Below are 15466 nucleotides of genomic sequence, written 5' to 3'. Positions count from 1 at the left end.
GGGCTGGGGTGGTGGTCGGGGCCGCTGGGTGATTCGCATTGGGTGCCTCTGATCGGGGCGGGTGGGGAGGGGGCGTTACGCGATGGGTGAGGCCGCCGTTCCTTCCGTTGGGCTCAGTGAGTCGTCGAAGCGGGCGTTGGAGGCGTTCACCGGGATGCGGTTGCACCGGTCGAATCTGCCGGTGTTGGCGTATGACCTGAACGCGTTGGAGACGCTGGCGGATCGGGTGCGGGCCCTGTTGGTTCCGGAGCTGGCCCAGGTGATCAAGGCGGTTCGGGCGGCGGGGGAGGGTGAGGTCTTCGACCGGTTCGTGGCGCAGACGGCTCCGTTCGTGGAGTTGTTGGACCGGGTCGCGGATCTGAAGGTGAACGTGGCTCAGGCGATGCGGGGCTTTCTGAACCAGATGGAGCTGACGGATCGTCAGGCGCTGGTCATGTTCATTTTCATGATGACGGAGTTGGCGGTCGCGTTCGCGATGGCGTTTGTCCTGCCGGTGGAGGCGGCGGCGCACATCGTGAAGGTTCGGACGATCATTCAGACGATTCTGCGGTCGTCGATGGTGCGGGCGGCGGCGAGTAGCACGGCGATTCAGATGTTGTTCATGCCGGGGTCGTCGTTGTTGGCGCAGATCAGCATGTTGGCTGATGGTCTGGTGCCGGGGGTCGACTGGGGGCAGGTCGGTAAGCAGGCGTTGTACGGGTTGGCGGTGGCGGGTGTGACCACGGCGGCCGGGCCGGCGTTGGCCCGGTTCGCCGGTGCCGTGGGTGGTGGTTTGTCGCACCTCGGGGTCTCGGGTTCCACGCGTGACCTGTTGACCAGCCTGTCGATGGTGCCGGTGTCGGAAGTCGGCATGGAGGTGGTCGGCGACATCGCCGCCAGCTACATCGTCGACGGGACCTACGACCCCAGTGGTCTCGGTATGGCCGCGATTTCCGGGGCGTTGTCGGGGTCGGGTGAGATGGGCGCGACCGGGGCCGGGATGGGTGCGCGTCGTGGCGCGGTGGGTCTGGGGTTCAGCCCGACGCGGCCCCGGTGGCGGATGCCGGCTGGCACCGGCTTCACCGCGGACGGTAGGCCGGTCGCGCCGGTGCCGCCGCCCCCGCCGGTCACTGCGGACCCGTCCGCTTATCAGCCGGAGGTCGGTGATCCGGCGGGTGCGGGCTCCGGGGGGCAGGCCCCGGTGCCTGTCCCGCCGGTGCCGGCCCCGGCGCTGTCAGCACCGGCGTCGGGGGCGCCTGAACCGGTGCCGTCGGCACCGGCGCTGTTGCCGCCGGTACCGGCGTGGTCGGCACCGACCCTGTCCGTGCCGTCGTGGTCGACGCCGGACCTGCCGGTGCCGTCGTGGTCCGTGCCGAACTTCTCGGTGCCGACGGTGCCGCCGGTGCCCGTGCCGGAGTGGGTCGCGGTCGCCGGCGCGCCGGTGGTGGAGCAGTGGCAGCGGTTCCAGCGGGAACTGGTGGACCGTTACGGTGGGTTGCTTGCCGGGACGGGGCAGGCGCGGCAGTTGCTGGCCGCGCTTCCCGTGCCGGTCGAGCAGGTCTTCACCGAGTGGGCCGACGCTCGGCAGAACGACCCGGCCGTTCCCGCTTTCCTGTTCCGGATCGGCCTGCCCGCCACCGCGCTCACCGAGCGGTACCTGTTCGGGGTCCGGGACCAGGCCGTCGCCCGTGTCACCGAGACTCTCGCGGGGGCGGTCACCACCGGCGGGCAGATCCCGGCGGGGGTGCGGCCGGAGCTGGTCGTCGCCGCGCTGCCGGTGGAGTTCGACCGGCAGGCGTTGCGCGCGGCTGTGCATCTGGCCGCCCAGCACCACATCGACCAGTACCTCACCACCGGCACACCGACGCCCGCCACCCTGCCCGGCGCAGTGGTCCCGCCAGAGGCCGCTCACCCGCCGGGAGGGGCTGGCGTGCCGGGCGGTGCTGGGGTGCCGGGGGCCCGTGGGGTGCCGGGCGGTGCTGGGGTGCCGGGGGCCGCCGGGGCGGCGGCGGTGCCGTCGGATGCCGTGCGCGCCGCGGTCGCGCGTGACGTGCGGGCCCACGTGGACCGGAGCCTCGACGCGATCCTCGGCACCACCCCACCACTCACCGCACCGCTCACCGTGCCGTCGGCCGTGCCGTCGGCTGCGGTGGCCGGTCCGGGCGTCGCGCAGGTCAACGCCGTGGCGGACGTGGTCCGGCAGGTGGTCACCGACCTGCCCGCCCGCTTCACGGCCGCGACCGGACCGGACACCACCGGACCGGACACCACTGGACCGGAGGCCACCCCAGCCGGCACGGACACCCCGGCAAATCGGCGCACCGATGTGCCGACGGTGCCGGTGACCCCGGAGCAGCACACCGCAGCAGCGGCCAAACTGGCGGAAAAACAGTTCGCTGACCTGGCCGACCAGTACGGCGTTGAGCCGGCCAACCACGACGCCCTCGCCGGGTCCTTCCGACAGGACTGGGTCGACGGATACCACCAGGTACTCGCCCAGGCCACCGCCACCCCCGGCGCGGCAGGCACGCCCAGCGTGCCGGCCACGCCCAGCACGCCGGGTGCGCCGGGCGTGCCGGATGCGGCCGGGGGCCGCAGTCCGGTGCCGGGTGGCGCGGTCTCCCGCACCGACGGCACGCCGATCCACGACAACGCCAGCGATCGGATGTCGGTCGGTGACATGTCCGTCTCCAGTGACGACGTGTTCAGCCGCGACAGCAGTTTCCACGACACCCTGGCGGTCGGTGACCTCTCCTCGCGGGACGAGCCGATCAGCCGCGACCCCGTCAAGGGCGAAGTCAGCGACACGGATTCGTTCAGTGGCGTGTCCTTGTGGGACGAACCGATCGGTGGTGAGCCTGGCGGACGCGGTGAGCCGGCCGTAACGGCGACTGGGCTGGCCGTGGGGATGGTCGAGTCCGGGCGGCGGGGCGGTGACTGGGCTATCGCGGAGCAGGTGCGTCCCGGCGGCGGTGACGGGTGGTGGTGTGTGGCGGCGACGTTCGATGTGTTCCGGGCCGAGTACGGGCGGCTGGGTAACCGGGTGGTGTTCGACGACCGGGTCATGGGAGCGGATGGGCGGCTCGCGCCGACTATGGGTTGGTCGCAGCTGATGGAGATCCTCGATGCGGTACCGGAGCGTGTCGCTCAGCCGGGCGGGGTTACGGGAGAGGATGTGCTGGCGGGGTTGCGGGCGGTGCCGGGGTCGATGGTCGTGGTCAGGGTCGCGCCGCCGAACGAACCGCAGCATGTGTTCGCTCTTTCCAGCCAGCCGCGGGGTTCCGGGCCGGCGAGGATCCGGGTGCGGGATCCTCTGGTGCCCGGGGCGGTGGACCGGCCCGAGCCGGAGGATCCGGTACGTGATCCGTGGCTGCGGCATCTGTTCGTATCCGGTACCCGGGTGGCGGTGTTCGATGGGGACGGGCGGCCCACCACGATCAGCGGTCTCCTCGGCCGGACCGGCGGGCACCGGCGGCCGGTCACCGCGGCCGGTACCGATGTCGGTGGGTTCCTGCTCGCCTCGACCAGCACGCCACGCGGCCCGTCGCACGCGATGCGGGCTGACACCACCGTTGCCGGCCCGGTCGACTCCCCGAGGTCCGGTCCGGTGGGCGAGGACGGCTCGTCTGGTCCTGGTCTGGCGTTTGGTGTCCAGGCGTTCCCGGATGTCGTCCCCTCGGATCTGGAGGGGATGGATCTGGGCACACCACAGCTCGACGGCGGGTGGGAGCCGGCGCGGGACACCGGACAGGCCGAGTTCCCGCTGACGGGAGTGCCCGGGCTGGATGGTCCGTGGGCGCTCTCAGCAGTGGAGGACACCGCGACCGTGGCGGTCCCGCACCAGCGGGACGCGGGAGACCACGACCGGTCTCAACGCGACCCGGAACTCCTCGACCCGGCACTGCTCGACCCGGAACTCTTTGACCCGGCGCTTCTTGACCCGGCGGTCGTGGAGGATCCGGGGATGCCGGACCTGGGCCCGGATCTGGACCCGGATCTGGATCTGGACCCGGACCCGGATCTGGATCTGGATCTGGATCTGGATCTGGATCTGGATCTGGATCTGGATCTGGATCTGGATCTGGGTCGATTGGGTGTGCCGACGCTTGATGAGGATGGTGCGTGGGTGTCGTCGGTGGTGGGGGACCCGGCGCCGGTGGGGGTTGCGCGGGAGGGGGTTCTGGCTGGTGTGGGTGGGGTTGCCCCGCTACCGGAGCCGCCGGATCATGTGGTTCATTGGCGGCCCGGCGAGGATGGGCCCGCGACCCTCCACGCATACCTGGAGACGCTGAAACTCCCCGACGGGGTGTCCCTGGACCCCGACAAAAAGGGGAAGCTGGGGCCGGGAATGGCCGCATGGGTGAAAGCCTGGGCACAGGGACTACAGGGTAAGACCACCCCCGACGGCCACCCCTACACCCTGGCTGCGGTAGCCGCACTGTCCGGCAACCTGACCAACCAGAGCACGGTCTCGAGATATTGGCGGGAGGCGGCGCCGCCGCTGCCCCCACCGCCGGATCACGTGGTTCATTGGCGGCCCGGCGAGGATGGGCCCGCGACCCTCCGCGCATACCTGGAGACGGTGGAACTCCCCGACGGGGTGTCCCTGGACCCCGACAAACTCGGAAGGCTGGGGCCGGGGATGGCCGCTTGGGTGAAAGCCTGGGCACAGGGACTGCAGGGTAAGACCACCCCCGACGGCCACCCCTACACCCTGGCTGCGGTAGCCGCACTGTCCGGCAACCTGATCAACCAGCAATCGGTCGGGAGATACTGGCGGGAGGCGGCGCCGCCGCTGCCCCCACCGCCGGATCACGTGGTTCATTGGCGGCCCGGCGAGGATGAACCCGCCACCCTCCGCGCATACCTGGAGACGCTGAAACTCCCCGACCGGGTGTCCCTGGACCCCAACAAACAGGGGAAGCTGGGGCCGGGGATGGCCGCATGGGTGAAAGCCTGGGCACAGGGACTACAGGATGAGACCACCCCCGACGGCCACCCCTACACCCAGGACGCGGTAGCCACACTGTCCGGCAACCTGACCAACCAGCGAACGGTCGGGAAATATTGGCGGGAGGCGGCGCCGCCGCTGCCCCCACCGCCGGATCACGTGGTTCATTGGCGGCCCGGCGAGGATGAACCCGCCACCCTCCGCGCATACCTGGAGACGCTGAAACTCCCCGACCGGGTGTCCCTGGACCCCGACAAAAAGGGGAAGCTGGGGCCGGGGATGGCCGCATGGGTGAAAGCCTGGGCACAGGGACTACAGGATGAGACCACCCCCGACGGCCACCCCTACACCCAGGACGCGGTAGCCACACTGTCCGGCAACCTGACCAACCAGCAATCGGTCGGGAAATACTGGCGGGAGGCGGCGCCGCTGCCCCCACCGCCGGATCACGTGGTTCATTGGCGGCCCGGCGAGGATGAACCCGCCACCCTCCGCGCATACCTGGAGACGCTGAAACTCCCCGACCGGGTGTCCCTGGACACCGACAAACAGGGGAAGCTGGGGCCGGGGATGGCCGCATGGGTGAAAGCCTGGGCACAGGGACTACAGGATGAGACCACCCCCGACGGCCACCCCTACACCCAGAACGCGGTAGCCACACTGTCCGGCAACCTGATCAACCAGCAATCGGTCGGGACATATTGGCGGGAGGCGGCGCCGCCGCTGCCCCCACCGCCGGATCACGTGGTTCATTGGCGGCCCGGTGAGGATGGACCCGCCACCCTCCACGCATACCTGGAGACGCTGAAACTCCCCGACCGGGTGTCCCTGGACCCCGACAAACAGGGGAGGTTGGGGCCGGGAATGGCCGCATGGGTGAAAGCCTGGGCACAGGGACTGCGGCGTAAGACCACCCCCGACGGCCACCCCTACACCCAGGACGCGGTAGCCACACTGTCCGGCAACCTGATCACCCAGGCATCGGTCGGGAAATATTGGCGGGAGGCGGCGCCGCCGCTGCCCCCACCGCCGGATCACGTGGCCACTTGGCGGCCCGGCGAGGATAGGCATGACCCGTCTCAACGCGACACGGAACTCCTTGACCCGGAATTCCTTGACCCGGCGCTTCTTGACCCGGCGCTTCTTGACCCGGCATTGGTGGAGGATCCGGGGTTGCCGGACCTGGACCCGGGCGTGGGTCTAGGCCCGGCAGGGGTGGATCTGTCGGTATCGCCGCCGGGCTGGGGGTGGACGCCACCGGACGGCACCGATCAGGTCGGTTCTCTGTACCCGCTGTCGGAGGTGCCCGGGCTGGATGGTCCGTGGGCCGCGATGCGGGCTGACACCACCGTTGCCGGCCCGGTCGACTCCCCGAGGTCCGGTCCGGTGGGCGAGGACGGCTCGTCTGGTCCTGGTCTGGCGTTTGGTGTCCAGGCGTTCCCGGATGTCGTCCCCTCGGATCTGGAGGGGATGGATCTGGGCACACCACAGCTCGACGGCGAGTGGGAGCCGGCGCGGGACACCGGACAGGCCGAGTTCCCGCTGACGGGAGTACCCGGGCTGGATGGTCCGTGGGCGCCCTCAGCAGTGGAGGACACCGCGACCGTGGCGGTCCCGCACCAGCGGGACGCGGGAGACCACGACCGGTCTCAACGCGACCCGGAACTCCTCGACCCGGCACTGCTCGACCCGGAACTCTTTGACCCGGCGCTTCTTGACCCGGCGGTCGTGGAGGATCCGGGGATGCCGGACCTGGGCCCGGACCTGGACCCGGATCTGGATCTGGACCCGGACCCGGATCTGGATCTGGATCCGGATCTGGATCTGGATCTGGGTCGATTGGGTGTGCCGACGCTTGATGAGGATGGTGCGTGGGTGTCGTCGGTGGTGGGGGACCCGGCGCCGGTGGGGGTTGCGCGGGAGGGGGTTGCGGCTGGTGTGGGTGGGGTTGCCCAGCCTGGGTGGGAGTTTCCGGTGCCGGCTGATGGGTTTTGTGTGTTGTCGGCGTTGGTGGTGGCTGATCCGGTGTGGGTGCGGGACGTGTTGGCGGGGGCGGGGGTATTGCCGGCGGATCTGTATGCGTGGCTGTCTGATCCTCGTGGGGTGCGTGTCGGTGTGGGGCGGTTGGGTGGTGTGGTGCCGGTCGGGTCTGAGTTGGGCCGGGTAGATGGGTTGTTGCAGGGGCTTGTCCTGTCGTATCTGGGTGCTCGGGTCGGGGGGTTGCCGGCGGATGTGGTGATGCGGCGGGAGTTTCTGCCGCAGGGTACGTCTGATGGGCCGTTGGAGGCGGACGAGTTCGCCGAGGTCGTGGAGACGGTGGCTGATTGGGGTCGTCGGTGGGGTGGGCCGGGTGGGGAGTTCCTGCTGCCGTTGTTGGCTCATGCCACGGGTAGTCGGATCACGGTGTTGCAGCGCACCGGGTGGGGGGTGAGCCCGGTGGCGGTGTTCGGGCCGTTGGACGGCCGGGGGGTCAGCTTGTATTACGTCGCTGGCGACCCGGCGAATCCCGCCCTCTACAACCATTACAACGCCGCTGTTTCCGCTGCTGTCCTGTTGCCGTCCGGGCCGGCCGGGTTGTCGTGGTCGGACGAGTGGGACCGGTTGTTCACGCGGTTCGCCGGTGTGCTGGGGCTGGGGTCCGCAGCGGGTGAGCGGACATTGGCGCCGGGAGCTGAGGATGTGCGTCATCGTCTGCGAGTGGAGTTCGACCACGTCGTGGGCAGAACCGGCTTCGTGGAGGAGAACGGTTTGTCCACGGCGGATGTGGCGATGCTGCGGCAGGCCCTGGACACGCGTGGGACGTCCGTTCCTCACCTTGAGGGGGCGCTGCTACGCCTGATGTCGCAGGTGTATGAAGTCACCATCGCGGTGACCTCGGCCGGGTCGGGATTCCACGGTGACCATGGTGTCGGATCCGGGTATCCCAGAACGGTCGCACTGGACCTCTCCGACACTCAGGTCATGCCCCCCGGCCCGGCAGCTCTGCAGACGCCGACGGCGTCCATGCCGGCCCCTGCGGCCCGACCGGTGACCCCGCAGTCCTCACCACCCCCACCCCCACCCCCACCCCCACCCACATCCACATCCACATCCACAACCGCGGTACCGCTACCGGCGCCACCGGATCACGTGGTTCATTGGCGGCCCGGTGAGGATGGGCCCGCGACCCTCCGCGCATACCTGGAGACGGTGGAACTCCCCGACGGGGTGTCCCTGGACACCGGCAAAAAGGGGAGGTTGGGGCCGGGGGTGGCCGCTTGGGTGAAAGCCTGGGCACAGGGACTGCAGGGTAAGACCACCCCCGACGGCCACCCCTACACCCAGGATGAGGTAGCCGCACTGTCCGGCAACCTGATCAACCAGCAATCGGTCGGGAGATATTGGCGGGAGGCGGCGCCGCTGCCCCCACCGCCGGATCACGTGGTTCATTGGCGGCCCGGCGAGGATGGGCCCGCCACCCTCCGCGCATACCTGGAGACGCTGGAACTCCCCGACCGGGTGTCCCTGGACACCGACAAACTCGGAAGGCTGGGGCCGGGGATGGCCGCTTGGGTGAAAGCCTGGGCACAGGGACTGCAGGGTAAGACCACCCCCGACGGCCACCCCTACACCCAGGGCGCGGTAGTCACACTGTCCGGCAACCTGATCAACCAGCAATCGGTCGGGAAATATTGGCGGGAGGCGGCGCCGCCGCTGCCCCCACCGCCGGATCACGTGGTTCATTGGCGGCCCGGCGAGGATGAACCCGCCACCCTCCACGCATACCTGGAGACGCTGGAACTCCCCGACCGGGTGTCCCTGGACCCCGACAAACAGGGGAAGCTGGGGCCGGGGATGGCCGCTTGGGTGAAAGCCTGGGCACAGGGACTGCGGGGTAAGACCACCCCCGACGGCCACCCCTACACCCAGGACGCGGTAGCCGCACTGTCCGGCAACCTGACCAACCAGCAAACGGTCGGGAAATACTGGCGGGAGGCGGCGCCGCCGCCGCCCCCACCGCCGGATCACGTGGTTCATTGGCGGCCCGACGAGGATGAACCCGCCACCCTCCACGCATACCTGGAGACGCTGGAACTCCCCGACCGGGTGTCCCTGGACCCCGACAAACAGGGGAAGCTGGGGCCGGGGATGGCCGCATGGGTGAAAGCCTGGGTGCGGGGACTACAGGATGAGACCACCCCCGACGGCCACCCCTACACCCAGGACGCGGTAGCCGCACTGTCCGGCAACCTGATCAACCAGGCATCGGTCGGGAAATATTGGCGGGAGGCGGCGCCGCTGCCCCCACCGCCGGATCACGTGGTTCATTGGCGGCCCGGTGAGGATGGACCCGCGACCCTCCGCGCATACCTGGAGACGCTGGAACTCCCCGACCGGGTGTCCCTGGACACCGACAAACAGGGGAAGCTGGGGCCGGGAATGGCCGCATGGGTGAAAGCCTGGGCACAGGGACTGCGGCGTAAGACCACCCCCGACGGCCACCCCTACACCCTGGACGCGGTAGTCACACTGTCCGGCAACCTGATCACCCAGCAATCGGTCGGGAAATACTGGCGGGAGGCGGCGCCGCCGCTGCCCCCACCGCCGGATCACGTGGCCACTTGGCGGCCCGGCGAGGATGGGCCCGCCACCCTCCACGCATACCTGGAGACGCTGAAACTCCCCGACCGGGTGTCCCTGGACCCCGACAAAAAGGGGAGGCTGGGGCCGGGGATGGCCGCATGGGTGAAAGCCTGGGCACAGGGACTGCGGGATGAGACCACCCCCGACGGCCACCCCTACACCCTGGCTGCGGTAGCCACACTGTCCGGCAACCTGATCACCCAGGTATCGGTCGGGAAATACTGGCGGGAGGCGGCGCCGCCGCTGCCCCCACCGCCGGATCACGTGGTTCATTGGCGGCCCGGCGAGGATGAACCCGCCACCCTCCACGCATACCTGGAGACGCTGAAACTCCCCGACCGGGTGTCCCTGGACACCGACAAACAGGGGAGGCTGGGGCCGGGGATGGCCGCATGGGTGAAAGCCTGGGCACAGGGACTGCGGGATGAGACCACCCCCGACGGCCACCCCTACACCCTGGACGCGGTAGCCGCACTGTCCGGCAACCTGATCACCCAGCAATCGGTCGGGAAATATTGGCGGGAGGCGGCGCCGCTGCCCCCACCGCCGGATCACGTGGTTCGTTGGCGGCCCGGTGAGGATGGGCATGACCCGTCTCAACGCGACCCGGAACTCCTTGACCCGGCGCTTCTTGACCCGGCATTGGTGGAGGATCCGGGGTTGCCGGACCTGGACCCGGGCGTGGGTCTAGGCCCGGCAGGGGTGGATCTGTCGGTATCGCCGCCGGGCTGGGGGTGGACGCCACCGGACGGCACCGATCAGGTCGATTCTCTGTACCCGCTGTCGGAGGTGCCCGGGCTGGATGGTCCGTGGGCCGCGATGCGGGCTGACACCACCGTTGCCGACCCGGTCGACTCCCCGAGGTCCGGTCCGGTGGGCGAGGACGACTCGTCTGGTCCTGGTCTGGCGTTTGGTGTCCAGGCGTTCCCGGATGTCGTCCCCTCGGATCTGGAGGGGATGGATCTGGGCACACCACAGCTCGACGACGGGTGGGAGCCGCCGCGGGACACCGGACAGGCCGAGTCCCCGCTGACGGGAGTACCCGGGCCGGATGGTCCGTGGGCGCCCTCAGCAGTGGAGGACACCGCGACCGTGGCGGTCCCGCACCAGCGGGACGCGGGAGACCACGACCCGTCTCAACGCGACCCGGAACTCCTCGACCCGGCACTGCTCGACCCGGAACTCTCTGACCCGGCGCTTCTTGACCCGGCGGTCGATCCGGGGATGCCGGACCTGGGCCCGGACCTGGGCCCGGATCTGGACCCGGATCTGGATCTGGACCCGGACCCGGACCCGGATCTGGATCTGGATCTGGATCTGGATCTGGATCTGGATCTGGATCTGGATCTGGATCTGGATCTGGATCTGGATCTGGATCTGGATCTGGATCTGGGTCGATTGGGTGTGCCGACGCTTGATGAGGATGGTGCGTGGGTGTCGTCGGTGGTGGGGGGCCCGGCGCCGGTGGGGGTTGCGCGGGAGGGGGTTGCGGCTGGTGTGGGTGGGGTTGCCCAGCCTGGGTGGGAGTTTCCGGTGCCGGCTGATGGGTTTTGTGTGTTGTCGGCGTTGGTGGTGGCTGATCCGGTGTGGGTGCGGGACGTGTTGGCGGGGGCGGGGGTGTTGCCGGCGGATCTGTATGCGTGGCTGTCTGATCCTCGTGGGGTGCGTGTCGGTGTGGGGCGGTTGGGTGGTGTGGTGCCGGTCGGGTCTGAGTTGGGCCGGGTGGATGGGTTGTTGCAGGGGCTTGTCCTGTCGTATCTGGGTGCTCGGGTCGGGGGGTTGCCGGCGGATGTGGTGATGCGGCGGGAGTTTCTGCCGCAGGGGGAGCCGTGGCGGCAGGTGCGGGGGCTCAGTGATGGGCAGGTGGTGGCGCGGTTGGTGGAACGTCTGGGTGGTCAGGGGGTGTTTGCGGGTGGTGTGGTGACTGAGGCTGGGTTTCTGGATGCGGGGCGGGTCGGGCAGCGGTATGAGGAGGCGCGTGCGGAGTTGGTCGGGTTGGGGTGGGATCCGGGTCCGGTGACGGAGGTGCCGCAGGAGCAGTTGGATTTTGTCAATGGGCGTGGTCGGGGTTTTCAGGTGGCGTTGTTGGCGCCGGAGCGGGCGCGTGACTATCTGGTGCATGTGTTGCTTACGTCTGATGGGCCGTTGGAGGCGGACGAGTTCGCCGAGGTCGTGGAGACGGTGGCTGATTGGGGTCGTCGGTGGGGTGGGCCGGGTGGGGAGTTCCTGCTGCCGTTGTTGGCTCATGCCACGGGTAGTCGGATCACGGTGTTGCAGCGCACCGGGTGGGGGGTGAGCCCGGTGGCGGTGTTCGGGCCGTTGGACGGCCGGGGGGTCAGCTTGTATTACGTCGCTGGCGACCCGGCGAATCCCGCCCTCTACAACCATTACAACGCCGCTGTTTCCGCTGCTGTCCTGTTGCCGTCCGGGCCGGCCGGGTTGTCGTGGTCGGACGAGTGGGACCGGTTGTTCACGCGGTTCGCCGGTGTGCTGGGGCTGGGGTCCGCAGCGGGTGAGCGGACATTGGCGTCGGGGGCTGAGGATGTGCGTCATCGTCTGCGAGTGGAGTTCGACCACGTCGTGGGCAGAACCGGCTTCGTGGAGGAGAACGGTTTGTCCACGGCGGATGTGGCGATGCTGCGGCAGGCCCTGGACACGCGTGGGACGTCCGTTCCTCACCTTGAGGGGGTGCTGCTACGTCTGATGTCGGAGGTGTATGAAGTCACCATCGCGGTGACCTCGGCCGGGTCGGGATTCCACGGTGACCATGGTGTCGGATCCGGGTATCCCAGGACGGTTGCCCTGGACCTCTCGGACACTCAGGTCATGCCCGGCCCGGCAGCCTTGCAGACGCCGGCGGCGTCCATGCCGGCCCCTGCGGCCCGACCGGTGACCCCGCAGTCCTCACCACCCCCACCCCCACCCCCACCCACATCCCCACCCACATCCACATCCACAACCGCGGTACCGCTACCGGCGCCACCGGATCACGTGGTTCATTGGCGGCCCGGTCAGGATGGACCCGCGACCCTCCACGCATACCTGGAGACGGTGGAACTCCCCGACGGGGTGTCCCTGGACCCCGACAAACAGGGGAAGCTGGGGCCGGGGATGGCCGCATGGGTGAAAGCCTGGGCACAGGGACTGCGGGGTAAGACCACCCCCGACGGCCACCCCTACACCCAGGACGCGGTAGCCGCACTGTCCGGCAACCTGATCGCCCAGCAATCGGTCGGGAGATATTGGCGGGAGGCGGCGCCGCCGCTGCCCCCACCGCCGGATCACGTGGCCACTTGGCGGCCCGGTGAGGATGGGCCCGCGACCCTCCGCGCATACCTGGAGACGCTGGAGCTCCCCGACGGGGTGTCCCTGGACCCCGGCAAAAAGGGGGCACTGGGGCCGGGGATGGCCGCTTGGGTGAAAGCCTGGGCACAGGGACTGCGGGGTAAGACCACCCCCGACGGCCACCCCTACACCCAGGACGCGGTAGCCGCACTGTCCGGCGACCTGATCAACCAGGCATCGGTCGGGACATATTGGCGGGAGGCGGCGCCGCCGCTGCCCCCACCGCCGGATCACGTGGCCACTTGGCGGCCCGGTGAGGATGGGCCCGCGACCCTCCGCGCATACCTGGAGACGCTGGAACTCCCCGACGGGGTGTCCCTGGACCCCGACAAACAGGGGAGGTTGGGGCCGGGGATGGCCGCTTGGGTGAAAGCCTGGGCACAGGGACTGCGGGGTAAGACCACCCCCGACGGCCACCCCTACACCCAGGACGCGGTAGCCGCACTGTCCGGCAACCTGATCACCTATGTATCGGTCGGGAAATATTGGCGGGAGGTGGCGCGGCCGCTGCCCCCGCCGCCGGATCGTGTGGTTCATTGGCGGGCCGGTGAGGATGGACCCGTCACCCTTCGCGCATACCTGGAGACGGTGGAACTCCCCGACGGGGTGTCCCTGGACCCCGACAAAAAGGGGAGGCTGGGGCCGGGGATGGCCGCATGGGTGAAAGCCTGGGCACAGGGACTGCGGGATGAGACCACCCCCGACGGCCACCCCTACACCCTGGCTGCGGTAGCCGCACTGTCCGGCAACCTGACCAACCAGAGCACGGTCGGGACATATTGGCGGGAGGCGGCGCCGTCGTTGCCCGCACCGCCGGATCATGTGGTTCATTGGCGGCCGAGTGAGGATGGGCCGGGCACCCTCCACGCATATCTGAAGACGCTGGAACTTCCCGACCGGGTGTCCCTGGACACCGACGGGCAGGGGGCGCTGGGGCCGGGGATGGCCGCTTGGGTGAAAGCCTGGGCACAGGGGCTGCGGGGTAAGACCACCCCCGACGGCCACCCCTACACCCTGGCTGCGGTAGTCACACTGTCCGGCAACCTGATCAACCAGCAATCGGTCGGGAAATATTGGCGGGAGGTGGCGCCGCCGCTGCCCCCGCCGCCGGATCACGTGGTTCATTGGCGGCCCGGTGGGGATGGGCCCGTGACCCTCCGCGCATACCTGGAGACGCTGGAACTCCCCGACGGGGTGTCCCTGGACCCCGGCAAACAGGGGAGGTTGGGGCTGGGGATGGCCGCTTGGGTGAAAGCCTGGGCACAGGGACTGCGGGGTGAGACCACCCCCGACGGCCACCCCTACACCCAGGACGCGGTAGCCGCACTGTCCGGCAACCTAATCAACCAGCAATCGGTCGGGAAATACTGGCGGGAGGCGGTGCCGCCGCTGCCCCCACCGCCGGATCACGTGGTTCATTGGCGGCCCGGCGAGGATGGGCCCGCGACCCTCCGCGCATACCTGGAGACGCTGAAACTCCCCGACCGGGTGTCCCTGGACACCGACAAACAGGGGAGGCTGGGGCCGGGGATGGCCGCATGGGTGAAAGCCTGGGCACAGGGACTGCGGGGTAAGACCACCCCCGACGGCCACCCCTACACCCTGGCTGCGGTAGCCGCACTGTCCGGCAACCTGACCAACCAGAGCACGGTCTCGAGATATTGGCGGGAGGCGGCGCCGCCGCTGCCCCCACCGCCGGATCACGTGGTTCATTGGCGGCCCGGCGAGGATGGACCCGCCACCCTCCACGCATACCTGGAGACGCTGAAACTCCCCGACCGGGTGTCCCTGGACACCGACAAACTCGGAAGGCTGGGGCCGGGGATGGCCGCTTGGGTGAAAGCCTGGGCACAGGGACTACAGGATGAGACCACCCCCGACGGCCACCCCTACACCCTGGCTGCGGTAGTCACACTGTCCGGCAACCTGATCAACCAGGTATCGGTCGGGAAATATTGGCGGGAGGCAGTGCCGCCGCTGCCGGATCACGTGGCCACTTGGCGGCCCGGTGAGGATGGACCCGCCACCCTCCACGCATACCTGGAGACGCTGGAACTCCCCGACCGGGTGTCCCTGGACCCCGACAAACAGGGGAAGCTGGGGCCGGGATGGCCGCATGGGTGAAAGCCTGGGCACAGGGACTACAGGATGAGACCACCCCCGACGGCCACCCCTACACCCTGGACGCGGTAGCCACACTGTCCGGCAACCTGATTAACCAGAGCACGGTCGGGAAATACTGGCGGGGCGGCACCGTCGCTCCCTCCACCGCCACCCGGAACGGGTCAAGATCCTGAGTTGCCGTTTAATTTACACCTTCTGCATTAGAGGACGTCTGATTCACGTATTCCACGTGTTTTGGGTTTCAGAGGGTAGTTCGGGAGGCCATGTCCGATGTGAGCTTGGGGGTTCGTTAGAGGCCCTGGTGGTGGGGGTTACGCGGACGGCGGAGGCGTGGCGAGCGTGAACAGGCCGGCCTCGGGTTCGGTGAGGATCTGGCGGGCGACGAGGCGTTTGGGCTTGGCCACGAGGCGGCCGGCACACGGCTGCCACGAGACGGGGAGGACG

At 69.3% G+C, this 15466-nt stretch carries 2 protein-coding genes; both read left to right on the top strand.

The features are described from left to right. Nucleotides 1–82 precede the first annotated feature (82 nt). Nucleotides 83–15022 carry a hypothetical protein gene (locus GA0074694_RS09470; RefSeq protein ID WP_091455654.1) on the top strand — a complete coding sequence of 4980 codons (14940 nt, stop codon included), beginning with the start codon at nt 83–85 and terminating at the stop codon, nt 15020–15022. Next, complete coding sequence (locus GA0074694_RS30795) at nt 15007–15195, top strand: hypothetical protein (RefSeq protein WP_141714006.1); 189 nt, start codon at nt 15007–15009, stop codon at nt 15193–15195. The genes GA0074694_RS09470 and GA0074694_RS30795 overlap by 16 nt, the downstream gene beginning before the upstream one ends. Nucleotides 15196–15466 lie beyond the last annotated feature (271 nt).

Source organism: Micromonospora inyonensis (genome assembly GCF_900091415.1).
GTDB lineage: Bacteria > Actinomycetota > Actinomycetes > Mycobacteriales > Micromonosporaceae > Micromonospora > Micromonospora inyonensis.
This window is presented reverse-complemented; position numbering and strand designations above follow the sequence as displayed.

Bases quoted from the DNA above. Each gene is read 5' to 3' on its own strand.
- GA0074694_RS09470 (WP_091455654.1), top strand. From the start codon at position 83: ATGGGTGAGGCCGCCGTTCCTTCCGTTGGGCTCAGTGAGTCGTCGAAG.
- GA0074694_RS30795 (WP_141714006.1), top strand. From the start codon at position 15,007: ATGGCCGCATGGGTGAAAGCCTGGGCACAGGGACTACAGGATGAGACC.